The organism is Dietzia sp. 2505, from assembly GCF_040546785.1.
Lineage (GTDB): Bacteria > Actinomycetota > Actinomycetes > Mycobacteriales > Mycobacteriaceae > Dietzia.
This window is the reverse complement of record NZ_JBEPON010000009.1, coordinates 91,043-113,761: the sequence shown is the minus strand read 5'-3', so window position 1 is coordinate 113,761 and position 22,719 is coordinate 91,043. Positions and strand designations below refer to the sequence as shown.

The following is a 22,719-nucleotide window of genomic DNA, read 5'->3' as shown; positions in this document are numbered from 1 at the left end:
TCACCCGGTTCAGGCCGGGGGTCGTCCGCCGGCGGGAGGACCCTCGCCGGTCACGGTGTCGTCGGCCTGCACGTCGGCCGGGTCGTGGGCCGGGCTGCTGTCCGGCCCGGCCGCCCCGCGGTTCTGCTGCCCCGCGTTCCTGCCGCCGGCCTTGTCATTGAGGAAGTCCCCGGTCTTCGCGACGGCCGAGTTGAGCGTGGCGGGGTTCCTGCCGATGTTCTTGATCTTGTCGATGAGGCCCATGTCTGGTCCTTTCTTCCCTCCGGTGGTGAGACGAACGGCCCGGCCCTGTGGTGCGGGGCCGGGCCGTTCGGACTCGTGTGGAGACCGTTCGTCTCCGGAGTCAGCGTCTCTCTGGAATCAGTGCGTCGTCAGACGCGGGTGCCGCGGTTGCTGCGACCGCCCACGAGGCTGACGAGCCAGATCACGAGGCAGGCGCCGACGATAGCGGCGAGGACGCCGGGAATGGAGAATGCCTGCGGCATCGCGCCACCCTCGCTGTTGGTGAAGAACGAGACGAGCCAACCGACGATGAACGCGCCGACGATGCCGGCGGCGATGTTGGCGATGATGCCCATCTGGGCGTCACGCTTCATGATCTTGGAGGCGATCCAACCGGCGAGTCCGCCGATGATGATCCAGGCGATGATTGTCCCCATGATGTAATCCTTTCCCGAGAGGTACTCGGCCCGAGTGCGAGCCGCTCTCACAGGAGAACACGCTTGCGCCCCGAACGCCTCCGGTCGGACCGTGTGTGGGGTTAATCGTCGCTTATTCGTTACTCACCTGCACCTCAGGTGTCATGTGAGCAGTGCCCTTCAGGCGAGGTCCGCCGAGTCCGGGTTCTTCTGCACGTAGCGCTCGACGAACTCACAGGCGGGCCGAACACGCAGTCCCTCTTGGCGGGTGACCTCCAGGGCTTCGCCGATCATCCGCCCGGCCAGGCCGCGGCCGCCGAATTCCTGGTCCACCACGGTGTGCGGGAAGGTCCTGACGCCGTCGGCGTCGCTGTAGTCGGCGAAACCCGCCACGACGTCGTCGACCACGATCTCGAACCGGCCGGCCGCGGCATCGCGCCGCACCCGGACGTCCTCCCCGGCGCTCACGAGTGCGACTCCGGGCGCACGACCATCACCGGGCAGGGTGACGCCTGCAGGAGCGCCCGGCTGGTCGAGCCGAGGACCATGCCCGTGAATCCGCCCCGCCCATGGGACCCGACGACGACGAGCTGGGCCTTCTCGGCCTGCTCGACAAGGGCCCGGACCGCGCGATCACGGGTGACGAACCGCTCGATCCGCACGTCGGGGTAGCGGTCGGAGAAGCCGGCGAGCCGCTCGGACAGGATCTCGAGCTGCTGTTCCTCAAGCTGCCGCCAGTCCTCGTCGGTCAACGCGATCCCCGCGGCGGCGGCCTGGACCTGCGGGTCCATCCAGGTGTGCACCGCGATCAGGGTGGCGTCGCGGGCCGAGGCCTCTGCGAAGGCCCACGCGGTGGCCTTGGCGCTGACCTCGGAACCGTCGACTCCCACCACGACCGGGCCCGAGCGGTCGAGGTCGTCGGTGTCCTCGCGGGTCACCACGACCGGGCAGAACGCGTGGCTGGCCACCGAGGCCGAGACCGAACCGAGGACCATCCCCTTGATCCCGCCGAGGCCGCGCGAGCCCAGGACGATCATCTTGGCCTTGCGGGAGTAGTCGATCAGGACCTGCGACGGGTTGCCCTCGACGATCGCGTGCGAGACCTCGATGTCCGGGGCGACCTTGAGGGCCGTGGCCCTGGCCTGCTCCACGATCGGCTGACACTCCTTCTCCAACTCGTCGTAGACGGGTTGGGGAGGGACCATGCCCTCGGCGAACATGGCGGCCGGCATCGTGTAGCTGGTCACCAGGACGAGCGGGACCCGCCGGGTGGCGGCGGTGTTGGCGGCGTACGCGACGGCGCCGGTCGAGGCTGCTGAACCGTCGATGCCGACGACCACGGAATTCTCGAGTGAAGCCATGCCCCGAGGATACCGCCGCGGGTGATTCGTGGAGGCGTTCTCAGAACTCGTCGGGGAAGGGGGCGTTGGGCGGGTAGGCCATGTTGAAGCTGCCCTGGAACGCCGGGAGGAAGGCGCGGCCGGGGCCGAAGAGGAAGAAGTCGACAACGGCGTCGATCATGGGTGCTCCTGGGGTGAATGGGGGCAGCTGGCGCTCGAGTGACGCATGAGGTGCCTGGGGCGAAAAGTGAGTGTAGCCCAAGGACTAGACTCTGCATATGCCGAAGTCCGGACGGCCGCGGAGGCCCCTGCCGTTGCGTGACGGTGTGGACCCGGTCCGAATCCGGCTCGCCGACCCCGGTCGGGGGCCCCGCAGCATCCCCGAGGAGCTGCGCCGGCGGTTCCCGGACCGGCTCGCCGAGCTCGAGGCGGCCCTCGCCTCCGGCCAGGTGGTCACCGCAGACGGGGTGGCCGTCACCGACTCCACCCGGCGGCGCCGGGGGATGGACGTGTGGACGTACCGGACCCCCGAGCCGGAGGTGGAGGTGCCCTTCGGGATCGAGGTCCTGCACGCCGACGACCGCCTCGTCGTCGTCGACAAGCCGCACTTCCTGGCCACCACCCCGCGCGCCGGACACGTCACCCAGACCGCGCTGGTGCGGCTCCGCCGCGACCTCGGGCTGGCGGACCTCGCTCCGGCCCATCGCCTCGATCGACTCACCGCGGGCGTCCTGGTGTTCACCGTCGACCCCGCGCACCGCGCCGCCTACCAGGACCTCTTCGCCGCCCGGCGGGTCGCCAAGTCCTATCTGGCCGTGGCCCCCGCGCCGGAGGGGACGCCGCACGTCCGCGAGCGGTCCAGCCGGATCGTCAAGACCCGCGGGGTGCTGCAGGCCGCCGAGGTGGACGGCCCACCCGACGCCCACACCCGGATCACCCTGCTCGAGGTGCGTGAGCCCGGACCGGGTGGGTCGGCCACTCCGCTCGGCCTCTACCGCCTCGAGCCCACCACCGGGCGCACCCACCAGCTCCGCGTCCACATGAACGCCCTCGGCACGCCGATCCTCGGCGACGACCTGTACCCGCGGGTGCGGACGATCAGGCCCGGCGACTTCTCCCATCCGCTGCAGTTGCTCGCGGAGACCATCGGGTTCACCGACCCCGTCTCCGGAGCCGAGCGCCGATTCAGGACCCGCAGGTCGCTCGAGGCGTGGCCGTCCGGGAAGGCCCGGGCGCAAGATCCGGGCCATCCCCCATCGGCATCGGCTCCGAACTCCTGCATGCTTTAGGTCGACCACCACGATCCAGGGGAGCAGATGACCACGCAGGCCGAGACCCAGCACCGGGCGGAGGGCGCGGAGCTCGCAGCCGTCGCCACCGATCTCGTCATGACCTACGGCGAGGGCGAGACCGAGGTCCGCGCGCTGGACCACGTCAGCGCCTCGTTCGAGCGCGGACGTTTCACCGCGATCATGGGCCCGTCCGGCTCCGGCAAGTCCACGCTCATGCACTGCATGGCCGGCCTGGACCGGCCGACCTCGGGTTCGGTGCGCGTGGGTGACACGGAGATAGTCGGACTGGCGGACAAGGAACTCACGGCGCTGCGCCGCGACCGGATCGGGTTCGTGTTCCAGTCCTTCAACCTCGTCCCCACCCTGACCGCCGAGGAGAACATCACGCTCCCGCAGGACATCGCGGGCCATGCCATCGACCGCGAGTGGTTCGACGAGGTGATCGGGCGGCTGGGGATCGCGGACCGTCTGTCTCATCGTCCGTCGGAGCTCTCCGGCGGTCAGCAGCAGCGCGTCGCCTGCGCGCGTGCGCTGGTGGGGCGCCCGGACATCCTGTTCGGTGACGAGCCCACGGGCAACCTCGACTCCACCTCGTCGGCGGAGGTGTTGTCGATCCTGCGCAGCGCGGCGGATGATTTCCAGCAGACCGTCGTCATCGTCACCCACGACCCGCGCGCCGCCACCTACGCCGACCGCGTGCTGCTGCTCGCCGACGGCAGGGTCGTGCGTGAGCTCTCCCATCCCACGTCCGACGAGATCCTGGCGGCCATGGGCGCGCTCGAGGAGCGGTGATGGCCGCCCGCCACGCCGCCGGCCACACACCGGGCGCCACGTCCGGCCACGCCCCCAGCCATTCCCGGCCCATGCTCCGGGTCTCGCTCCGCAACATCGCGGCGCACAAGCTGCGTCTGGTCTTGTCCGTCCTCGCCGTGGTGCTGGGTACCGCGTTCGTCACCGGTTCGCTGGTGTTCACCTCGACCCTCAAGAGCACGTTCGACGGACTGCTCGACCAGGGCACGGCGGACCTGTCCGCGATGATCGAACCCGAGGACCCCCGGGGCGCCGGGGTGCCGTTCGAGGTGGCCGACCGCGCGCTCGAACTGCCGGGCGTCGAGGCCGTCACCCCCGGGGTGACCGGCACCGTGGTGATGTTCAACTCCGACGGCACCCCCTATCAGTCGGGTGGCGCCCCGTCGGAGGGGCTGGAGTGGGTCGAGCCCGACCAGGCCGTGGGGAGCAGCAGCTGGATCTCGGACGGTCGCGCTCCGGCCGCGGACGGCGAGGTCGTCCTCCCCGAGTCGGTGCTGGAGAACGCGGGACTCTCGATCGGCGATTCCGCGCGGGTGTACACCACCTCCCAGGGGATGATCGACGTCACCGTCGTGGGTTCCTACTCCTCGGAGACGGACGTCGGCGGCTACGTCGGCGTCGGCTTCACCTCCGCGCAGGCCCGCGCGCTATTCACCGACGGGGAGAACGCCACCAACGTGGCCGTCCGCGCCGTGCCAGGGGTGAGCCAGGAGGAGATGCGCGACACGCTCGCCGCCGAGTTCCCCGAGTACGAGGTGAGCACGGGCGAGGAGGTCAAGGAGAGGCTCTCCGAGCAGCTCTCGACCATCCTGGACTTCGTCAACTACTTCTTCGTGGCCTTCGGCCTGATCGCGCTGCTCGTGGGCACGTTCATCATCTACAACACCTTCTCCATGCTGGTGGCGCAGCGGTTGCGCGAGCTGGCCCTGCTGCGGGCGATCGGCGCGACCCGCGGCCAGCTCACCCGGTCCGTGCTGGCCGAGGCCGCGCTGACCGGTCTGGTCGGGTCCGCGATCGGCGTGCTGGCCGGGTTCGGACTGGCGAGGGTCATCTTCGCGGTACTCGACGCCTTCGACCTGGGGATCCCCTCCGGGACCCTGGCGCTCACCCCGATGTCCGTCATCACCCCACTGGTGCTGGGCTTCGTGGTCACCGTGTTCTCCGCCTGGGCGCCCGCCCGCCGCGCCGGTCGCGTCGCCCCGGTCCAGGGCATGCGGGTCGGGGCCGCCTCGTCGGAGGCCGGCGGCGGCTGGCGCACGTCGATCGGGCTGTTGGCGGTGGTCAGCGGCATCATGCTGGCCCTCATCGGAACCTGGCAGGACACCACGAGGAGCGGCGCGATCACCGTGGGCGTCGGCGCCGCGGCCCTGATCGTCGGAAGCTTCCTCGTGATGCCCGCGCTCGCCAGGCCCATCGCCGGCGGGATCGGGCGGGTCATCGGCGCGCCCTTCGGTGCCGTCGGAAAGCTGGCGGCCACCAACGCCGGCCGCAACACCCGGCGCACCGCGGCCACCGCGTTCGCCCTGACCCTGGGTCTCACCCTGGTGGCGGCGTTCGGCACGCTCGGCGCCACCACCAAGGAGAGCGTCAGCGGCCTCATCGACCAGGGGATCACCGCCGACGTCATCGTCCAGGGGGTGGCCTCCCAGGGGCCGCCGACCCCGCTGGCCGGCGGCATCGAGAACCAGATCGCGGGTGTCGACGGCGTCGGAGACGTGGCGTGGCTCGCGTTCGGCTTCGGCCAGCTCGGCGGCGAGCCCCAGGCGCTCGCGGCTGCCGGCGGGCCGGTCGGGGAACTGCTCGAGGCCACCGTCCTCGACGGTTCTCTCGAGCCGGAGGCCGACTCCCTCGTGGTCTCCCGGGAGGTCGCGCGTGACAACGGCTGGACGATGGGCACCCGGGTTCCGCTCGTCGGCCCGGACGGCAGCGAGTCCACCCTCCGGGTGACCGGCGTGTACGACGACGCCCAGATCCTCGGACCCTTCTACACCGGTATCGACGTCTACGAACGGCTGGTGCCGGAGAACCTCCGCTCGACCGCGATCGTGCTGGCCAGGGCCGCCGAGGGCACCTCGCCCGACCAGGCGCTGGCCGCCGTCACCGAGGAGCTCTCCGACGTCCCGATCGCCACCGTGCAGAGCAAGCAGCAGTACATCGACGTCCAGTCGGGTGGGATCGACCAGCTGTTGACCATCATCTACGCCCTGCTGGGCCTGGCCCTGGTCATCGCGGTGCTGGGGATCGTCAACACCCTCGCGTTGTCGGTGATCGAGCGTCGAACCGAGATCGGCATGCTGCGGGCCGTGGGCATGCAGCGGTCCCAGATCCGGCGGACGATCAACCTCGAGTCCACACAGATCGCGATGTTCGGGGCGCTGGTCGGCGCGGCGGTCGGCGTCTATCTGGGGTGGGCGTTCGTCTCCGTGCTGGCGGACAGCGGTCTCAGCGAGACCACCATCCCGTGGGAGACCATCGGGATCGTGCTGGTGGCCTCGGCGTTCGTGGGGGTGCTGGCCTCGCTGTGGCCCGCCCACCGGGCCGCCAAGACCGACCCGCTGGAGGCGATCGCGGACTAACCGGGGTGGGCTTGACGGGGATCTGCGAGTCTTCGGGCGTAAGAACGCCGAAGTGCTGCCTGAGTAGGAGGAACGGGAATGCCTCCGTGGATGGATTTCAGTCGATTTCCGGAGACCTCACGTCGCCCTTCGTTCAATCCTGCCGAACGATCCGCAGGGGTGCCTGAACTATGGTGACATCCACATATGAAGAATTATCTAGCAGTATTTGTGGCAGCGTCTCTTTTCGTCACCGTGCCCGCCATCGCCTCTGCGCAGTCGTCGGGCTCGCTCGGTTCCGTAGGCGGTCACACGGCCCCCGCCGTGCCGACGGACCACGCGCCCAACCCCCAAGAGGTCGAAACGATCGCGATGCTTAATCAGGTGGTACGCGAAATAATTGCCGAGGCGCAATCCCACCTTGACGAGGAAGATCGTCTATCGGTGACTCTGAGCCGCGACGCTGATATCTCGCGCCTCGCGCAGTACGGTGCCGAGAGGGCGATTACTGAGTTTGCGGAACTCGATCCGCTGGCCTCTGGGTTCTACCTCAACATCCTCGACAGCTCCCCCGGATACCGAGATACCGCAGTCTGTGGCCCCGCGCCTCTAACGGTAGACTCTATCGGTGAAGTGTTGAGAGACACCTCCTCTGACAATCGAGTTGGCGACGTCTACTTCGCGAACCGGTACAACTTGTTCACATATCGCGAAGCGCTCACTGGAGTCGGCTACGTCGAACAAGACGGACTTGCGTGTTCATACACGCTTCTTCGCAGCGCGAACCATCCGTTCTACTGACCGTAGCGTCAGGCTGGCCATCCGAGAGTGATTACTTTGGCCCCGGCGTTCCACGGGAGTCTGCGAATATAGGCGGCCGAGGACGAAGCGCCGTTTCCGTCGAAGCAATTGCCGAACCCTCGGGTCCACCCGTTGGTAGGTGGGTTGTCCTGCCCCTTCTTGCAGTGCGCGGCGGTGGGTTCGCGACCCTTGATCACTTACAGGGTGTCCAGGTCCCCCACGCATCCTCCTTTGGAAAACGGTATGCGTTACCGAAGTTTGCGCGGTCAGGCCGCGCTGCTAGTAGCGCGGTGGCATATGAGTGACAGGGCAGCGGTGTGTCAGCCTGCCACCGAGAGCCACGCGGCCACCGCCGCACCGGCGATCATCGCGGGCCCGAACGCGATGCCGGTGTGGCGGTCGGCTCTACGGCTGAGGAGCAGCACCAGCGCCACCACGGCGTTGAGCGCGAACGCGGCCAGAGTGCCGACCAGGACGTAGTACCAGCCCAGCCAGCCCAGGAAGAGGCCGAGCACGCCGGCGAGTTTGACATCACCCAGCCCGAGTCCCGACGGGTTGATGAACGCGAGGGTGAAGTAGAAGGCCAGCAGGGCGAGCGCCGCGGCGGCGGCGCGCCCCAGGGCGCCCCAGTCGCCGGTCACCGCGGACGCCACGCCCAGCGCCGCCAGAAGGACCGGGTACATGGGGACGACGACGAGGTCGGGCAGCCGGTGCACGGCCAGGTCGATCGGCACGAGCAGCCCGCAGGCCACCGCGAGCGCCGCGAACGCGAGCAGCTCGGGCAGGGCATCGACGGACCCGGATTCGGCCAGCCCGGCGGCCCCCGCTCCACCGGCGGCGGCCAGGCCCACGTGCAGCCCGGAGCGCAGCCAGCGCGAGTCGGAGTCGGCGATGGACCGGATCGACCCGGTCAGCGCCGCGGCGAGCGCCCCGCACACCACGGCGGTGAGGATCACTGTTGCTGTGATGCTCGAGAGCACTAGGAGAAGGCCTCCATCATGTTCATCGCTGTCGGGCCCAGGAGCACGATGAACAGCACCGGCAGGATGCAGAGGATCAGCGGAAAGATCACCTTGACGGGGATCTGCATGGCCTTCTCCTCCGCGCGCTGGCGGCGCTTCATCCGCATCTCCGCGGCCTGGGTGCGCAGGACGTCGGCGATCGAGATGCCGTAGGCGTCGGCCTGGATGATGGCGCGGACGAACCGGCGCAGGTCAGCCACGTCGGTGCGGGTGGCCAGGGACTCGTAGGCCTGCCTGCGGGTCTGGCCCACCTGGATCTCCTGCAGTGTCCGGACCAGTTCCTCGGCGAGCGGGCCCGTCCCGTTCTTTCCCGCCCGGGACATGGCGGAGTCGAAGCCCAGCCCGGCCTCCACGGCGATGGTCATCTGGTCGAGGGTATCGGCCAGCTCGAGCTGGATGGCCTGGCTTCGTTCCTGGCCCCGGCTGTGCAGCAGGAGTTCGGGCAGGAAATAGCAGACCACGGTGGTCGCGAGGCCGAGCAGCACCGGGAGCGGCCCTTCGGCGCTGCGGATGAACAGCACACTCAGGGTGCCGACCCCCAGGCCCAGGGCGAGCTTCAGCACCAGCAGTCGGTCCAGTGACCAGCCGGGTGGGCGGCCGGCGCGGGAGAGCAACTTCTCCAGCATCCGGATGGACCCGCCGGGGGTCAGCCGCCGGGCGAGCACGACCAGCGCCCCGGGAGTCGACTCCTCCTCCTGGGTGGGTGATACGCCACCCGGCCCGGTGTCCAGGCCGAGGGTGAGGTTGGCGACCGTCCGCGCGCGATCCCCTCCGAGTCCCACGAGGACGGTCCAGACCAGCAGAGCCATGGCCAGGCTGATGGCGAGGACGGCGAACAGGGCCGAGGGGGACACGGTGCTCTCCTAGTCTCTTGCCGGGGACGGGGTCAGAACTTGATGTTGACGGTCTTGCGCAGCCACAACCCGCCGGCGACCAGCAGGATCAGGGCCACGACGATCAGGGTGTATCCGAGCAGGCTCTGGGTGAACGGGATCATGTACGCGGGATTGGTCATGAAGAGGAACCCCGCGATACCGATGGGCAGGGCCATGAGGATGTAGGCCGAGAGCTTGCCCTCGGCGGCCAGCGCCTGGACCTGGCGGCGGATCTGGTTGCGTTCGCGGATGGTGTGGCCCACGCCATCGAGGACCTCGGCGAGGTTGCCGCCGACCTCGCGGTTGATGGCGATGGCCTGGGTCACCCAGACGAAGTCCTGGCTGCCCATGCGCTCGGCGGTCTCCTCGAGGGCCGGCGCCAGCTCGCGGCCCACCCGGGTCTCGTTGATGATCCGGGCGAACTCCTCGGAGGTGGGCGCCTCGGCTTCGCGGGACACTGAGGCCAGGGCCTGGAGGAGGCTGTGCCCGGCCCGGAGGCTGCTGGCCATCAGCTGGAGGGAATCGTCCAACTGGTCGGCGAAGGCGGCCCGGCGGCGACCGGCCTTGACGGAGAGTCCCACCCTGGCCGCCAGCGGCGTCAGGATGCCGAGCACGATGCCGAGCAGTGGCCCGGAGGCAACGAACCCGACCGCGGTGGCGGCGAGAGCGGCCACGATCACGAGAAAGACGAAGTCCTGCAGGCGCATCTTCACCCCGGCCTCCGCCAGCGCCCCGGCGCCGGGGGTTCCCCGACGACGCAGGATCGTGTCGATCGCCGTCGTGAGCGCGGTCGACGCGCGGGTCACGGGACCCGGCACGTCGGCGTCTGTGGGGCGCCGCCGTTCGCGGGGCAGGCGCGTGCGGGTGAGCGTCCGGACCAGGAGGTATCCCGCGACCAGCAGCGCGATCGAGACCGCCACGACTCCGATGACCGCCGGGGAGAGGCTGCTCTGGGTCACCGCGGCTTGCCCGCCGGACCGGTCGAGTTCGTGGCGCCGAACACCCGCGGCGAGAGTGTGATGCCCAGCTCGTTGAAGCGGTCGGTGAACCGCGGCCGGACACCCGTGGGGACCGGCTTGCCGAGGAATTTCCCGTTCGCGTCGAGGCCCGCGGAGTAGTCGAACAGGAAGGCGTCCTGCAGGGTGACGGTCTGGCCCTCCATCCCCTGGACCTCGGTGACCGCGGTGACGCGTCGGGTGCCGTCGCGCAGCCGGGTGAGCTGGATGATCACGTCCACGGCCGAGGCGATCTGCTCACGGATCGCGCGCAGCGGGAGGTCCATCCCGGCCATGAGCACGAGGGTCTCCAACCGGGCGATCGCGTCGCGGGGGGAGTTGGCGTGCACCGTCGACAGCGACCCGTCGTGGCCGGTGTTCATCGCCTGCAGCATGTCCAGGGTCTCGCCGCCACGGACCTCGCCCACCACGATGCGGTCGGGCCGCATACGCAGGGAGTTGCGCACGAGGTCGCGGATACTGATCTCGCCCTTGCCCTCGATGTTCGCCGGCCGGGCCTCCAACCGCACCACGTGGTCCTGCTGCATCTGCAGCTCCACCGCGTCCTCGATGGTGACGATGCGCTCGCCCTCGGGGATGAACGAGGACAGGACGTTGAGCAGGGTGGTCTTGCCACTGCCCGTGCCGCCGGAGACGATGATGTTCAGCCGCGCCTGCACGCACGCCTGCAGGAGTTCCGCCATCTCCGGGGTGAGCGTCCCGAAGCCGATCAGGTCGGGGACCTTGAAGGGGTCCCGGGAGAATTTGCGGATGGTCAGGGACGAACCGTTGACCGCCAGGGGCGGGACGACGGCGTTGACGCGGGAGCCGTCGGCCAGCCGGGCGTCGACCAGCGGGGAGGACTCGTCGATTCGTCGACCGATCCGGGAGACGATGCGCTCGATCACTCGACGCAGGTCCTCCTCCGAGGTGAACCTCGCGGGGCTCCGGGAGAGCTTGCCGCTCTGCTCGATGTAGATCATGTCCGGCCCGTTGACCATGATCTCGGTGACGGTGGGGTCGGCGAGCAGTCGTTCGAGTGGGCCGTGGCCCAGGACGTCGTCCTGGATGTCGGCGATGAGCCGCTTGCGCTGCTCACTGGTCAGCGGGACGGTCTCCTCCTCGACGACCTGGTTCAGCTCACTGCGCACCAGAGCGTGGAGTTGCTCCTCGGTGAGCGAGGGGTTGTTCAACCGCGCCCCCATCCGCTCGAACAGAGCCGACGAGGCGCGTTCCTTGAGCTTGGACAGCGCGTCGCCGCCCGCGGAGGGCGTCGAGGGCTCGTCGGTCGGCGGGGTGACGACGGGAACGGGGACAGCCGGAGTCGCGGCGGCGTCGGCTCCGGTCGCGTGTGGGGCGGCCTTGCGGGCGGTGAGTGTGCGTCGCTCGGGGCTCGGCCCGGGCTCAGCAGTCGTGGCCTGGGGAGCCGCGGCCGGGGGCGCCGGAGCGACAGCAGACATCGCGGTGGTGCCGACGTCGGGGGACTTGGCGGCCCTGAGCCGTTCGGACAGGCTCATCGTTGCTCTCCTCGGTTCTCTCCCCGGGTGTCGCCCTTGTTCTCGCCTCTGTGTAGCCGGTGCCGGCCCTCGGACCGGGTGCCCGGCGAACTCGCTGATCCCGTCGAGATCGACGAACCCGACGCGCTCGGTGTCCCTGCGGGCGCGGGCGTTGGCCTGAGGCGGCCCAGGAACTTCCCGACCGCCGACGCGGACTTCGGTGTGCGGGCGGCGGACGGGGTGAACCGGCCCACGAGCTGCCTCAGCTGGGCGGTCACCGGGTCGCGTCTGTCGTTCTGCAGCAGGGGGAGGCCCTGGTTAACCGAGGCGACAGCACCCTTCGAGCGGGGGATCATCATGTCCACCGCGGCGCCGATGGTCGCCTCGACATCCGTCTTGGTGAGGCCGTTCTGGGTGTCGGCGAAGTTCAGGACCACGTGGCGGCCGGTGAAGACCATCCCGAGTTCGCGCAGGATGTCGATCTCCTTGCGCAGTCCGCGCACCCCCGGAACGTCCATGCTCGTCACCAGGACCAGGTCGTGGGTGTTGTCCAGGACCGTGAGGGTGAGTTCCGTCAGGCCCGGGGCGGTGTCGACCACCACGTAGCGGAACTCCGAGGCCAGGGTCTGGAGCAACCGGCTGACGTCTTCCACCCCGATGGCATCGGCCTCTGCGGGTGATCCCGGCCCGCACACCACGTACAGGCCGGTCTCGTGCTGCGTGAGGAAGGTCTTGAGCACCATCGTGTCCTGCGCGGCGGGTCCGTGGACGACGTCCACCAGCGTGTACTCCGGCGAGAGGTTGAGGGCGCTGCCCACGTCGCCGAACTGGACGTCGAGGTCGACCAGGACCGTGGAGTGCGGGTCGGCCCGGGCCAGTCCGACGGCGAGGTTGGTGGCGACGGTGGTCTTGCCGACGCCGCCCTTCGGGGAGGCCACGCTGATCACCCGGCCGGGTGGGGTCTCCGAGCCGTTGGCGGCACCTCCGGGTCCGCCATTGGACTCGGACTGGCCGGTTCGAGAGGTTCGGCGGGCCCGTTCCAGGACCCACCCGAGTTCACCCGGATCGGCACCGGGATGCACGATGTCGCTCACGCCGGCCCGCATGGCCGCGAAGCCGATCTCCTCGGGCCGGTCACTGACCAGCACCACCGAGATCCCCGTGTGGTCGGGCCGGAGTCCGGCCGCCAGGTCGAGAGCGGCCGCCTGGTCGTGGGGACCAGTGTCGATGACCACCACGGCCAGCGGTTGGGTTCCTCCGGACATGGCCAGCAGTCGGGCGGGATCGGAGGGAAGCGGACCCAGGGGCAGGTCCACGAGATTATCTCCCACCACGGCCCGGACCCGATCGCGGAGATCGGCGGACTCGGTCAGCACTACGATGCGGCTCATTCGTACACGTTCCCTGGAGTCACGATGCGGGTACCGTCCTGGGGCACTTCGGGTCCTTCCACAGAAAGCCAGATGGTTCCGTGTTCGGCGCCGAACACAATTGTCTCGGCGTCGCGGGCGTTGACCGCGAGGGTGACGATCATGCCGCCGTCGGGCATTGCCGCGGTGGCTGGATCGGCTTCCGACTCGGCGTCGGAAGGTGGGGTGATGCCGCCCTGCACCCTGAGCACCAGGATCTTGTGGAGGACGAGATGAGTCTCGCTCTCCGGATTCCCCTTCGAGATGAACACCCCGACGGTTGCCCCCGGGGTCAGGGTCCCGCCGAGAACCCTCGGCGCGGCGAGGGGGATCGAGACCTGGTGGAGGTTCGGCGGTGCCGGGATCTCCCCGGGCTTCAGAATCGATGCCGGGTCGGCGAACCTGCCAGCGAGAATCTGCTCGCCCGGCTGCAGAGTGGTCACGGCCACGAGTCCGTCGAGCTCCGCGAGGTCGGAGACGGCGCCGGGCCCCACCGCTGCTGCGGGGATGGACTCGGTGGCGATCAGCTCTGCCAACGCCTCGGCGGGGGCGCCCTCGGAGATGGGACCGGTGGCCACCAACACGCTGACCGGTTCCATGTCGGCCATCGCTCGTTGATCGGCGTTGTTGACATAGCTGATCAGCATCACGGCGCCGAGCACCGCGAGGAGGACGGCGGCCACGATGGCCACGACGCGACGATTCACTGGGGACTCACTTACCTATCGGGGGAGCAGGGCCACCACTGAGGCGCCCATGGCGGGGGCGGAGGGCCCGTAGTCGAAGTCGTCGGACATGTCGACGAAGCGGGTGAAGTACCCCTCGATGCAGCGCTCGTTGCCTTTGCAGCTGCTGTTCCATTCGCGACCGGAGAAGCGATAGCCGGTGATCCGGAAGGCGGCGTATCCGTACACGCGGTACCAGGCGTTGCTGCCGGAATCCCCGGACTCGTCAAAGATCGGGATGAGTACGGTCGCGTTTCTCAGAGCGACGAGGTCGGCGTCGGTGCAGGCGTTGGGGACCGAGTTGCCGGGGTCGCTCCAGAGCACCTCGTTGATCCGGTTGGCGACGCTGCACCTGCCGGAGTTCGCCGCCAACCAACCGAACCCGCCGGGCACGTGGTTTCCAGAGGGGCCTGTGCACCCGTTGGCTCCGGCGGTCTTGGACGCGAAGATAGTGCGCTTGACGGTTCCCGAGGGCATCCCCCCACCGGTCTGTGCCCGGAAGTCACAGAGCGAGAAGGTCAGGGGAAGAACCGCTCTGCCGCCGGTGGGGGCGCCCCACCCTGTCGTGGCGGATGCTGCTATCGCGGTTTCGTTGATGCCGAGGACGGGAGCGAACCAGTGCTCGCGCACTCCGGAGCCCGTCACAGACACCCGCCCGGACGACGGCGTGGGTACCGGTACCACCCCGGCGGTGGCTTCGGTGTCGATGGTGTTGGCGGTGATGAACTGCTGGGCCGTGTCCCGGGGGGTGCGGCAGTTGCCGCGTGCGCAGTCCTGGGCGATAGCCAGGGCTGCGGCGTCCGCACCGGTCTGGAGTTGCTGCCGCTCGGAGTAGACGGAGGCAATGTCGACCGAGATGGCGGCGAAGCCGATGAGGGGGATCATTAGGAGCGCGACCATGACGCTGACCGCCCCGCGGTCGTCCTTCAGCCGTTGCATCGCATGGTCCCTCTGCCGGTCAGGGTGAAGTCGTCGATCGGGAGGAACCCGGAGAGCAGCTCGAGCGGGTAGGTGATGGTGACCGTCGCTGTGCCGGCAGGGGTCGTAGCCGTCGCCGCGCAGCTGGTGGGGGTGACGCTGATCGTCGCCCGGCTGAGATCCAGGGGACTGGCGGAGTTCCGCGTGGCCGTCCGAGCTGCGGTGACGCTGTTCTCCAAAGCCATCACCCGCACCCCGTCACGCGCGGCGTTGGAGAGCGTGGTCTGGATGTTGTACGCGCGACCGAACTCGATAATTCCGAGGACGAGGGCGAGGAGGACCGGCACGACCAGGGCGAACTCCAGGGCCGCGGCTCCGCGGTCGCTGAGGGGTCTGGTCATGGCGGTCCTCGAGGGGAGAGGGGCGTGAAGGGTCAAACTGACTCCGGCGCAGCACCCAGACTGGGCACTGCGCCGGAGTAAGCCGCTGGACTACTCTCCGCCGCCACCGGCGCCGCCGCCGGGCAGCGCGGTCAGGACCTGCTGGAAAAGGCCATCAAGGCGACCACCGAGAAAGCCAACTGTCACGATGATCGCCACCGCGATCAGCCCGACCATCAGCCCGTACTCCACGGCCGTAGCGCCGCGGTCCTTGCGGTCCTGGAAGCGATCGTTGACGAGGGCGTAGAGCGTGAAAAAGTAGGTAGCGGCTGCCTGGCTCATGATGAACCGTCCTTCTGGTGCGGGGGTCGGTCGACCCGAGGGGAGGGGTGCGTCCGATTCGTTGCGAATCAGTGACGAGAATCACTATGGCATATCGGTCTCGATTGTCAAAACAAACTGATTAATTCGTTGCCTGAGTTCACCCCAGTGCCTCGGCCGGGCGGCGGCCGAACCGGTCCAGCACGGTCCGTCCAGGCGAACCCGGAGCCGCAAGGGCGACCCGGATTCGCAACTGAACACCGCATACATGCACCCGCACAACGGTTATGGCCAGCTGTGAGAATGCTCGGACGGAGGGGTGGCAGAGGCTCGAAACAGACAGACTTGACACTTGACTGACATGTCACGGTGCTTCTGCGGCGGAACTCTAGACTGTGAGAACCTTAAAAATCAAGCCAAGTGAGCCTAAGTGGCGCCGAGACCGAGTTTGGACGAGCGTCAGGAAGCGCGGTGCAGCCACGCGCAGGAAGATGTTCGGGTTGTCGCCCCTCAGGGGCGGGAAATCAGCGCAGGAGGCCGAAGAGGCGTCCGCCGCGATGCTCGTGGCGCGACAGCGCGGACCCCAGGAGGTCGGCGTCGTGTTCGTGGTCGACCTCAGCGCCGGCCAGCCGGCCCACGGTGCGCTCCCAGAGCAGCCCCTCGTACACGGCCAGGAGGTCAAGGGCGGCGGCGGCGGGGTCGCGCAGCCCGGCGGCGTCAAGAGCGCCGAGGAGGTCGCTCGGGTCGAGCAGGGCGGCCACGAGATCTGTGGTGTCGTCCTTGCCGGTGAGCTCCATGATGAGCGCGGAGCGGGCTGCCAGTTCGCCGCGGTAGTCGGCGAGGAGGCCCTCGATCATCCGAGTGAGCATCGCCAGGACGTCGTCGGCATCGGAGGAGGCGAGTTCCTGGATCCCGGACACCTCGACGAACCCGCGTAGGAGCGAGGTGAGCCTGTCGACGGTGAGGGAGAGGAGCTGCGCACGGGTCCGGCAATAGTAGGAGGTCGAGCCGGAGGGCAGTCCGGCCTCGGAGTCCACGGCGCGGTGGGTCAGCGCGCGGACACCGTCCCTGGCCACCACCTCGATCGCCGAGTCGGCGATGAGCATGCGCCGGTCCTCCATGGTGGCTCCCGTCGTCGTGATTCACAGGCCTTCGGCTCGACCGCTGTAGCGCGGGCCGCTGCCGACTAGAGGGTCAGCCTATCGCCGGGATCCCGTTCCTGGATCGAAACAACTCCACGCCCCGACACCGGTTTCGGTGTCGGGGCGTCGGGAGGGAGGCCGGGCGGGTCAGACCGCCGAGGCGACCTTGCGGGCGCGCCGCTTCGCCGAGTAGGCGAGTGCCGTCTGCAGGCCGGCCCGCTGTCCCTCCTCCTGTGCGGGGAGGGGCTTGGGCAGGTCCGCGAACATGCGCTCGGAGTGCGTCTCCGGGGCGTCGTCCGCCGTGCGTCGCAGCATGTGGTCGGGCAGCGACATCTTGGCGATGGTCCTCCACGCCTTGAAGTACTGCACGGGCAGCGGGCCGGCCACGTACGGCAGGTCGTACTTGCGGCACACTTCGCGCACCCGGACCGACGCCTCGGCCAGGCGATTGGACGACATGTCGGGGTAGATGTGGTGCTCGATCTGGTACGACAGGTTGCCCGAGAGGAAGTCGATGACGGGCCCGCCGGTGAGGTTGGCGGAACCGAGCATTTGCCGGAGGTACCACTCGGCACGCGTCTCGTTCTCGACGTCCTTCTTGGTGAACTTCTCGGCGCCGTCGGGGAAGTGCCCGCAGAAGATCACTGCGTTGGTCCACACGTTGCGGATGCCGTTGGCGGCGAGGTTGGCCGTCAGCGTGGACTTCCAGCCCTTGCGCGAGAGCGCCGGGTAGAAGACGTAGTCCTTCGCGAGCTGGCGTCCGGCCTTCTTGGCGAACAGGCCGAGCTTGTTCATGGTCTCGCGGCGGTCGTCCCGCCCCTTCGCGACCTTGCCCAGCTCGAGATGCTGGATACCGACGCCCCACTGGAACAGCAGTGCCAGGGCCGCGTTGTAGACCAGGTTGCCGTAGAAGAACGGATGCCAGCGCTGGTCACGCGTCACGCGCAGCACCCCGTACCCCACGTCGTCGTCCAGGCCGACGATGTTGGTGTACTTGTGATGGATGTAGTTGTGGGTCTGCTTCCAGTGCTCGGCGGTCCCCACGATGTCCCACTCCCACGTGGTGGAGTGGACCTCCGGGTCGTTCATCCAGTCCCACTGCCCGTGCATGATGTTGTGCCCGAGCTCCATGTTCTCGACGATCTTGGAAAGCCCGAGCGCACCGGCGCCGATGGCCCACGCGGTGCGGTTGCGCGAACCGACCATCAGCAGGGCGCGAGAGCCCACCTCGAGGGCGCGCTGGAAGCGGATCGTGTTGCGGATGTAGGTCGCGTCCCGCTCGCCGAGGGAGCCGATGATGTCCTGGCGGATCTGCTCGAGTTCGTCACCGAGTGCTTCGATGTCGGCCTCGGAGAGGTGCGCGAATTCCGGGATGTCCGTGATAGCCATAAACCTACGGTACCGTAACTTACGGTCGCGTAGGTAGGGTTTAGTCGGTTGGGTCACACTGAATTCTCGGCATCGACCACATGGCGGAGAGCCTCGATCCGGGGCCCGGCGACCCCGCTCGCATCGAGACTAGGGTGCTCTGGCCAGCGGCGGAGCGCGACGATGCCACATCGTTTGTCACGGTTGTGTAACGTCGACCGGGTTCGCGGCGACATAGGGGTTGTCACGCGCCGCGGGGGGCTCGAGGAGATTACTGGAGCCCGTCCGGCGGCAACGGGGACCACCAGACCGCCAGATACGCAAGTACGCTTTCAGTACGGATCACAAGGGGACACATCATGAGCAGCGCCAACGACATCTTCCTGCAGGCCATCCAGCCCATCGTCGACATCTTCTGGACTCTGGTGTGGACCGCCACCGGTTCGACGGTCAGCGTTCCCCGCCCGGTGGCGCCCACCCCGTCCACCTGATCAGGCGCGGCCGGGTAACATCCCCGGCCCCTTGAGCCAGCGCATCACACCGGCCCGCCTCTCACCCGAGAGGCGGGCCGTCGTGCGTTCTCGGGGCCGACCTGTCACAACCCGAACTTCTCGCTTCCGCCCAGGTCGATCGGGATGGAGGCCCCGGTGATCCCCGCGCCGGCGGAGCTGCACAGGTAGACGGCCATCGACGAGATCGCCGACGCCTCCACCCACGGCTCCGGCAGCTGGTTCATGCCGCTGAAGGTCTCGGCCGCGTCCTCGAGCGTCGTGCCCTCGCCCCCGGTCATCATGGCGATCATCGACGGGTTCTCGATCATGGGGGTGCGGACGTTGCCGGGGTGGATGGAATTGCACCGCACGCCCGAGAAGCCGAGCTCGCCGGCCAGCGACTTGGCCAGCCCGCGGACCGCCCACTTGGAGGTCGTGTAGCTGGCGGTGAACGGCGCGCCCCGGAGTCCGACCATCGAGCTGATGATCACCACGCACCCGCCCCGGCCGGTGGCCAGGATGTGGGGGATCGCGGCCGTCGTGGTGACCCAGGTGCCCTTGAGGTTGATGTCCAGGGTGGTGTCCCATTCCTCCTCGGAGCGCTCCCAGGAGGCGTTGGGCTGGGGAGACACCCCGGCGTTGGCCACCACGAAGTCGAGTCCGCCCAGTTCGGCGACCCCGGCATCGACGGCTTCCCGCATCCCGGACAGGTCGCGGACGTCGACCTCCGCGGTCACGCACCTCCGCCCCAGCGCTTGAACGGCCTCCGCGGTGGCCCGGAGGTCCTCCGGCCGGGCCATCGGATAGGGGACCGTCTCGATGTCGCGGCACAGGTCCAGGGCGATCACGTCGCACCCGGCGGCCGCGAAGGCCTCGCAGTGGGCCCGGCCCTGCCCGCGGGCGGCCCCGGTGACCAGCACGACCATTCCGGTCAGCTCGGGAGGGGTGGCGGTGGGGCTCGACATGGTGGGTGCCCTTCGGTGATCGGTGGCGGGCCCTGCGGGGTCGTCCGCCCTGCGGCATGCTGGAAGTCCAACGTAGACAAAGTGATAGGTAGTGATCATCATGCTCGAACGGACACTGGTTCTAGTGGATACCTCGTATCTACTAGCTAGCTTCTACAACTCTTGGGAGGAGGGTGCGCGCGGTCAGTTGGAGATATCCCTGGCCACGGTCGTGCACCGTTTAGATCAGGTCGCCCACGGTCTCGTGGACCAGCCGGTCCAGCGACAGAACTGGTACGACGGGATCCCGGATTCGGGTCCGCACCGCTATCAGCGCACGCTCCGGGTGATCGAGGGCGTGCAGCTGCGTGCGGGTCAGTTGATCGAATGGGGCGAGCGTCGAACCCAGAAGGCCGTCGACACACTTCTGGTCGCGGACATGATCCAGGCCGCCTACAAGGGGCAGTGTTCCGACATGGTGCTGGTCACCGGGGACGCCGACATGATCCCGGGGGTCCGGGTGGCGGTGGACGCCGGCGTGCGGATGCACTTGGTGGGGTTCGGTTGGGACTCCATCTCTTCTGCGTTGCGCCACGCCTGCGACACGACGTTGGTGCTGGATCCGCGCACCGATTTCCACGACGCCATGCAGATCAGGGTTCTGGAGGGGCCGATCCCGCCCAAGGTGCGATCCTCCGCCGAGCGGCCCACCGCGCCCGGCGACGACGCCAGCGAGCCGGTCGGCGAGGAGTCGGTGGGAATGGTCGAGGTGGATCTCCGGTCCGATCGCGCCTCCGCCACCTCGGTGGCCGACGAGACAAACCTGACGATCGCCGACGAGGAGCGGGCCGCCGACGCGGAGGAGCGGGCGGCCGACGAACAGGACTGTGCGGCGATCTCCGGGTCTCATGCTGATGAGCCCCATCCACACGAGATCGATGGCGCCGAGACCGCAGCGGGATCGACGCCCGTGAACGGGCGGGGCGCGCAGCCGGGCGCCGGAACAGGGCCGGAGGGGAAGGTCCGTGAGTCAGAGCCGCAGCCCCAGCCCCAGTCACCGCAACAGCTCCAGCGCTCGGAGGTCGACCCCCGGCACAGCGAGCCCCAAGAACCCGTGCCTCAAGTTTCCGAGCCCCAGTCGCAGCCGCCGTCCCCGGCTCGGGCCCAGGCCAGGACCTCGACACCGGGGCCCCCGCCCAACGGGTCGTCGCGCCCGAGCCCGTCGATGATGGCGCCTCACCGCCGCCCGCTGCGTTCCAAGTTCGTGCCCCTCTCGGAGGAGGTGTGGACCTCGTCCGGCGAGCAGACGCCGTTCGACGTGGGCCAGCAGTACGCGACCTGGTGGTACGAGCAGGCCGCCACCGAGGAGCAGCGCGACCAGGCCCATCTGCTCTCCGGGGGCGTGCTCCCGCCGGCGGTGGACCGCCCTCTACTGCAGTTCGCCTGTCAGATGCTCAACGAGTTCACCCTGACCGAGGCGCAGCGGGTCCGGCTGCGCGACGGATTCCATGAGGGGATCCGCGCGGTTCTGCTCAAGCACCGCTGACCGGGGAGGTCAGAAGGGCGGGGGGTCGTGGTCGTCACCGACCAGCCCGTCGTCCCGAGCCGCGGCCGCGTTCTCGCGTCGCTGCGCGGCGATCCGGCACGCCCGCCTGTACCAGTGGGTGCTGAGGGGCCGGGAGCGGAGCCAGGGTCGCTCGGGGGAGCCGGGTCCGGGAGGTGCCTCGGACCCGTTGCGCGTCCGGTCCCGCCACTTGGCCAGGGGGCCGTCGGGGAGGGTGGTGATGGTGTGACCACTCTCCGTGACGACGGTCAGCGCTCCGTCCCGCAGAAGCTGGTAATACCAGGTGTGGAAGGTCTTGAACCTGTGGTGCCGCCGGCAGAGGCACATGAGATTGGCCTCGACGGTCTGGCCTCCCCGGTCCGGGTCCGAATGGTCGAAGGGCACGACATGATCCACGTCGCAGTCCTGGGCGGGGACCGAACACCCGGGGTGACGGCAGGTGCCGTCGCGTAGCCGGATCCGGCGGGCGAGCTCGGCGCTGATCCGGTAGCGGCGCGCACCGCCGACCGAGTCCGTGGACCCGGCCTCGGGGTCGGGGAGGGAGATGTGGGCGCCGACGCTGCGGGCGAGCAGGGCGATGAGTGCGTCGATCGACGCGGGGCCGCCTCGCGGGAGGTAGACCTCGGGCTCCTCGCCCGGTCCGCGCGGGGCCAGGATGGTGATGGTCGGTCTGATCTGCGGCGTGGGCACCGATCCGGTCGGTCGGCTGCCGTCCCGCTGGTCACCGGCGCCCTCGCCCTGATCGCCGGTACCGAGGATCGCATCGACGAGGGCATCCGCCCGGTGCTGCTGACGGGTACGGGCATGCGGGTCGTACGCCGGGCCGGTGCCGTTGCGGACGGCCTCGATCCGGGCCTGCTTCTCGCGATCGAACCGCTCCCCGGCGGTGTGGTCGAGCGCGTCGTGGATCGCGGACGCCTCGGTCGAGGTGAGGTGTGCACGGAGCTCGGCCATGCCGTCCACCCCGCGCCGGACGCTGACCCGACGCTCACGCGCGGCTGCGGCACACCTGGCCAGGACCCCCTCCGGATCGAAGGCGGCGATGATGCTGTCGGTCTTGGCCAGGATCGCGTTGCGGCCGGGCCGCTCGCCGGAGCCGATGGAGTCCAGCAACCAGTCCACGACCAGTCGGTGCACAGCGTCCAGGACCGAGTGGTCGACCGTCCGCATCTGCCGGACGAGCATCCCCGCCGTGCGCTCGTCCAGGAGACCGGACCCCATCGCCTCGACAATCCCCGGGAAGCGGATGACGAGCTCTCTGGCCAGCGTGAGCATCGCCGACGCGCGGTGGTGATGGACGCCGTACGTGGCGACCAGTTCCGCACAGGCGACGTCGAAGGGGTCGAGCACCGCGTGGTCGCGCGGGCGCTCCGGCCCGTCGGGGTCGTAGTAGCCGGCCTCGACGTCGCGGGCGAACTGCTCCTCCTCGCACAATTCCAGGAGATCGTGGCAGGCCTGCAGACGGGCGGCAGCGGCGCGGTTCTCTGTGCGGAGGGCGTCGAGGGCGGCCACACCGGCCGCCGCGATCCCCGAACCGTGTTCTGCCGGCATCCGCCTCCCCCTTCGCCGATAGCGAGCCGATCGCTCGTGTGTTCGATAGGGGAACACTAGCAACGGGGTACGACACGGCGTT

At 69.0% G+C, this 22,719-nt stretch carries 23 protein-coding genes; 6 read left to right on the top strand and 17 right to left on the bottom strand.

Annotated features, from left to right (window positions below):
* Positions 1-9: 9 nt before the first annotated feature.
* From ABIE38_RS16155 to ABIE38_RS16140, 4 genes are all read right to left on the bottom strand, one after another.
* Positions 10-243, bottom strand: a complete 234-nt coding sequence (locus ABIE38_RS16155) for a hypothetical protein (RefSeq protein ID WP_354058009.1) — start codon at positions 241-243, stop codon at positions 10-12.
* A 128-nt stretch (positions 244-371) separates the two neighbouring features.
* Positions 372-662: a GlsB/YeaQ/YmgE family stress response membrane protein gene (locus tag ABIE38_RS16150; RefSeq protein WP_179526021.1), complete on the bottom strand. Its 291-nt coding sequence runs from the start codon at positions 660-662 to the stop codon at positions 372-374.
* Positions 663-818: 156 nt separating this feature from the next.
* Positions 819-1,106 (bottom strand): GNAT family N-acetyltransferase, encoded by a 288-nt coding sequence (locus tag ABIE38_RS16145; protein WP_354058007.1) that lies wholly within the window; start codon positions 1,104-1,106, stop codon positions 819-821.
* The gene (locus tag ABIE38_RS16140) at positions 1,103-1,999 is read right to left on the bottom strand and encodes a universal stress protein (RefSeq protein WP_354058005.1); all 897 of its coding nucleotides are present in this window, start codon (positions 1,997-1,999) and stop codon (positions 1,103-1,105) included. The genes ABIE38_RS16145 and ABIE38_RS16140 overlap by 4 nt, the downstream gene beginning before the upstream one ends.
* A gap of 257 nt (positions 2,000-2,256) precedes the next feature.
* On the opposite strand from ABIE38_RS16140, the gene ABIE38_RS16135 reads away from it, so the two are divergent.
* From ABIE38_RS16135 to ABIE38_RS16120, 4 genes are all read left to right on the top strand, one after another.
* Entirely contained in the window at positions 2,257-3,267 is a 1,011-nt protein-coding gene (locus tag ABIE38_RS16135; protein ID WP_354058003.1) for a pseudouridine synthase, read from the top strand.
* Between the two features lie 27 nt (positions 3,268-3,294).
* Positions 3,295-4,062 carry an ABC transporter ATP-binding protein gene (locus tag ABIE38_RS16130; RefSeq protein ID WP_354058001.1) on the top strand — a complete coding sequence of 256 codons (768 nt, stop codon included), beginning with the start codon at positions 3,295-3,297 and terminating at the stop codon, positions 4,060-4,062.
* A complete protein-coding gene (locus ABIE38_RS16125; RefSeq protein WP_354057999.1) occupies positions 4,062-6,656 on the top strand; it encodes an ABC transporter permease in 2,595 nt (864 codons plus the stop codon). Before ABIE38_RS16130 ends, ABIE38_RS16125 begins: the two co-directional genes overlap by 1 nt.
* A gap of 186 nt (positions 6,657-6,842) precedes the next feature.
* On the top strand, positions 6,843-7,436 hold the full coding sequence (locus ABIE38_RS16120; RefSeq protein WP_354057997.1) for a hypothetical protein: 594 nt from the start codon (positions 6,843-6,845) through the stop codon (positions 7,434-7,436).
* 320 nt (positions 7,437-7,756) lie between these two features.
* On the opposite strand, the gene ABIE38_RS16115 is transcribed toward ABIE38_RS16120, so the two are convergent.
* The 11 genes from ABIE38_RS16115 to ABIE38_RS16065 all read right to left on the bottom strand — a co-directional run bounded on the left by ABIE38_RS16115 (position 7,757) and on the right by ABIE38_RS16065 (position 18,108).
* Positions 7,757-8,416: a prepilin peptidase gene (locus ABIE38_RS16115; RefSeq protein WP_354057995.1), complete on the bottom strand. Its 660-nt coding sequence runs from the start codon at positions 8,414-8,416 to the stop codon at positions 7,757-7,759.
* The gene (locus ABIE38_RS16110) at positions 8,416-9,312 is read right to left on the bottom strand and encodes a type II secretion system F family protein (protein WP_354057993.1); all 897 of its coding nucleotides are present in this window, start codon (positions 9,310-9,312) and stop codon (positions 8,416-8,418) included. Before ABIE38_RS16110 ends, ABIE38_RS16115 begins: the two co-directional genes overlap by 1 nt.
* A 32-nt stretch (positions 9,313-9,344) precedes the next feature.
* Positions 9,345-10,292, bottom strand: coding sequence for a type II secretion system F family protein (locus tag ABIE38_RS16105; RefSeq protein WP_354057991.1), 948 nt, complete (start codon positions 10,290-10,292; stop codon positions 9,345-9,347).
* The gene (locus ABIE38_RS16100) at positions 10,289-11,845 is read right to left on the bottom strand and encodes a TadA family conjugal transfer-associated ATPase (protein ID WP_354057990.1); all 1,557 of its coding nucleotides are present in this window, start codon (positions 11,843-11,845) and stop codon (positions 10,289-10,291) included. The genes ABIE38_RS16105 and ABIE38_RS16100 overlap by 4 nt, the downstream gene beginning before the upstream one ends.
* Positions 11,842-13,215, bottom strand: a complete 1,374-nt coding sequence (locus ABIE38_RS16095; protein WP_354057988.1) for a CpaE/TadZ family protein — start codon at positions 13,213-13,215, stop codon at positions 11,842-11,844. Before ABIE38_RS16095 ends, ABIE38_RS16100 begins: the two co-directional genes overlap by 4 nt.
* Positions 13,212-13,940, bottom strand: coding sequence for a Flp pilus assembly protein CpaB (cpaB, locus tag ABIE38_RS16090; RefSeq protein ID WP_354057986.1), 729 nt, complete (start codon positions 13,938-13,940; stop codon positions 13,212-13,214). Before cpaB ends, ABIE38_RS16095 begins: the two co-directional genes overlap by 4 nt.
* 15 nt (positions 13,941-13,955) lie before the next feature.
* Positions 13,956-14,897 (bottom strand): pilus assembly protein TadG-related protein, encoded by a 942-nt coding sequence (locus ABIE38_RS16085; protein ID WP_354057984.1) that lies wholly within the window; start codon positions 14,895-14,897, stop codon positions 13,956-13,958.
* Positions 14,885-15,277 (bottom strand): TadE/TadG family type IV pilus assembly protein, encoded by a 393-nt coding sequence (locus ABIE38_RS16080; protein ID WP_354057982.1) that lies wholly within the window; start codon positions 15,275-15,277, stop codon positions 14,885-14,887. Before ABIE38_RS16080 ends, ABIE38_RS16085 begins: the two co-directional genes overlap by 13 nt.
* Before the next feature lie 90 nt (positions 15,278-15,367).
* Positions 15,368-15,598 (bottom strand): Flp family type IVb pilin, encoded by a 231-nt coding sequence (locus tag ABIE38_RS16075; protein ID WP_354057980.1) that lies wholly within the window; start codon positions 15,596-15,598, stop codon positions 15,368-15,370.
* A gap of 503 nt (positions 15,599-16,101) precedes the next feature.
* Positions 16,102-16,698 (bottom strand): TetR/AcrR family transcriptional regulator, encoded by a 597-nt coding sequence (locus ABIE38_RS16070; protein WP_354057978.1) that lies wholly within the window; start codon positions 16,696-16,698, stop codon positions 16,102-16,104.
* Between the two features lie 168 nt (positions 16,699-16,866).
* Positions 16,867-18,108, bottom strand: coding sequence for a fatty acid desaturase family protein (locus tag ABIE38_RS16065; RefSeq protein WP_354057976.1), 1,242 nt, complete (start codon positions 18,106-18,108; stop codon positions 16,867-16,869).
* Positions 18,109-18,446: 338 nt separating this feature from the next.
* Between ABIE38_RS16065 and ABIE38_RS16060 the strand changes: the two genes are divergently transcribed.
* Complete coding sequence (locus ABIE38_RS16060) at positions 18,447-18,578, top strand: hypothetical protein (protein ID WP_259846053.1); 132 nt, start codon at positions 18,447-18,449, stop codon at positions 18,576-18,578.
* Between the two features lie 104 nt (positions 18,579-18,682).
* Here the strand turns inward: ABIE38_RS16060 and ABIE38_RS16055 are convergent, their stop codons facing one another.
* Complete coding sequence (locus ABIE38_RS16055; RefSeq protein ID WP_354057974.1) at positions 18,683-19,543, bottom strand: mycofactocin-coupled SDR family oxidoreductase; 861 nt, start codon at positions 19,541-19,543, stop codon at positions 18,683-18,685.
* A 100-nt stretch (positions 19,544-19,643) separates the two neighbouring features.
* Between ABIE38_RS16055 and ABIE38_RS16050 the strand changes: the two genes are divergently transcribed.
* Positions 19,644-21,068: an NYN domain-containing protein gene (locus tag ABIE38_RS16050; RefSeq protein WP_354057972.1), complete on the top strand. Its 1,425-nt coding sequence runs from the start codon at positions 19,644-19,646 to the stop codon at positions 21,066-21,068.
* A gap of 9 nt (positions 21,069-21,077) precedes the next feature.
* Here ABIE38_RS16050 and ABIE38_RS16045 read toward each other — a convergent pair whose 3' ends face one another.
* Positions 21,078-22,637 (bottom strand): HNH endonuclease, encoded by a 1,560-nt coding sequence (locus ABIE38_RS16045; RefSeq protein WP_354057970.1) that lies wholly within the window; start codon positions 22,635-22,637, stop codon positions 21,078-21,080.
* Positions 22,638-22,719 lie beyond the last annotated feature (82 nt).

Bases quoted from the DNA above. Each gene is read 5' to 3' on its own strand.
- ABIE38_RS16155 (WP_354058009.1), bottom strand. From the start codon at position 243: ATGGGCCTCATCGACAAGATCAAGAACATCGGCAGGAACCCCGCCACG.
- ABIE38_RS16140 (WP_354058005.1), bottom strand. From the start codon at position 1,999: ATGGCTTCACTCGAGAATTCCGTGGTCGTCGGCATCGACGGTTCAGCA.
- ABIE38_RS16135 (WP_354058003.1), top strand. From the start codon at position 2,257: ATGCCGAAGTCCGGACGGCCGCGGAGGCCCCTGCCGTTGCGTGACGGT.
- ABIE38_RS16130 (WP_354058001.1), top strand. From the start codon at position 3,295: ATGACCACGCAGGCCGAGACCCAGCACCGGGCGGAGGGCGCGGAGCTC.
- ABIE38_RS16125 (WP_354057999.1), top strand. From the start codon at position 4,062: ATGGCCGCCCGCCACGCCGCCGGCCACACACCGGGCGCCACGTCCGGC.
- ABIE38_RS16120 (WP_354057997.1), top strand. From the start codon at position 6,843: ATGAAGAATTATCTAGCAGTATTTGTGGCAGCGTCTCTTTTCGTCACC.
- ABIE38_RS16100 (WP_354057990.1), bottom strand. From the start codon at position 11,845: ATGAGCCTGTCCGAACGGCTCAGGGCCGCCAAGTCCCCCGACGTCGGC.
- ABIE38_RS16095 (WP_354057988.1), bottom strand. From the start codon at position 13,215: ATGAGCCGCATCGTAGTGCTGACCGAGTCCGCCGATCTCCGCGATCGG.
- ABIE38_RS16085 (WP_354057984.1), bottom strand. From the start codon at position 14,897: ATGCAACGGCTGAAGGACGACCGCGGGGCGGTCAGCGTCATGGTCGCG.
- ABIE38_RS16080 (WP_354057982.1), bottom strand. From the start codon at position 15,277: ATGACCAGACCCCTCAGCGACCGCGGAGCCGCGGCCCTGGAGTTCGCC.
- ABIE38_RS16075 (WP_354057980.1), bottom strand. From the start codon at position 15,598: ATGAGCCAGGCAGCCGCTACCTACTTTTTCACGCTCTACGCCCTCGTC.
- ABIE38_RS16070 (WP_354057978.1), bottom strand. From the start codon at position 16,698: ATGGAGGACCGGCGCATGCTCATCGCCGACTCGGCGATCGAGGTGGTG.
- ABIE38_RS16065 (WP_354057976.1), bottom strand. From the start codon at position 18,108: ATGGCTATCACGGACATCCCGGAATTCGCGCACCTCTCCGAGGCCGAC.
- ABIE38_RS16060 (WP_259846053.1), top strand. From the start codon at position 18,447: ATGAGCAGCGCCAACGACATCTTCCTGCAGGCCATCCAGCCCATCGTC.
- ABIE38_RS16055 (WP_354057974.1), bottom strand. From the start codon at position 19,543: ATGTCGAGCCCCACCGCCACCCCTCCCGAGCTGACCGGAATGGTCGTG.
- ABIE38_RS16050 (WP_354057972.1), top strand. From the start codon at position 19,644: ATGCTCGAACGGACACTGGTTCTAGTGGATACCTCGTATCTACTAGCT.
- ABIE38_RS16045 (WP_354057970.1), bottom strand. From the start codon at position 22,637: ATGCCGGCAGAACACGGTTCGGGGATCGCGGCGGCCGGTGTGGCCGCC.